Source organism: Cognatundibacterium luofuense, assembly GCF_018139685.1.
Taxonomy (GTDB): domain Bacteria; phylum Pseudomonadota; class Gammaproteobacteria; order Burkholderiales; family Burkholderiaceae_D; genus Undibacterium; species Undibacterium luofuense.
Genome location: NZ_JAGSPN010000237.1, coordinates 1 through 389, shown reverse-complemented (window position 1 = coordinate 389; position 389 = coordinate 1). Strand labels below are relative to the sequence as shown.

General features: G+C 50.9%; 1 protein-coding gene. It reads right to left on the bottom strand.

Going from position 1 to position 389, the window contains the following annotated elements; translation table 11 throughout:
• Positions 1-168: 168 nt before the first annotated feature.
• Positions 169-389 (bottom strand): NRDE family protein (locus tag KDM89_RS20205; RefSeq protein ID WP_212689660.1); only part of this gene is annotated, 221 nt, incomplete at its 5' end.

Genomic DNA, 389 nt, shown 5'->3' with positions numbered 1-389 from the left:
CTATACACCGAATACAGTCTCAGGCAACGTACACGGTTTGAGTGCTTTGACGATCACGTATGCGATCGTGCCCAGCATCCTGAAGGCAGCTGCACTGGTCGTACTGATGCGGGCAAAGTTGGATAAGGTTTAAGGTAAATACTTCAACCCAGCGCGACAGGCTCGCACTCAGCGCAAAGTTTTTTCCATAAATTCTGTGCTGCCGTCGTGGTGAATTCTGAGCAAGGTTGAAACCCGGGTGCCATAGTCTTGCGACACGATGCAGGGGGAGGACAACAGGCGCTCGCGTTCGAAAGAAATACCGGTATCGGGTAAACGGCAATCCGGAGCCTGTGTGGTATTTGACAGCATTTCAAAAAAAGCGTCTTGTGGCGCCAACTGACAAATCA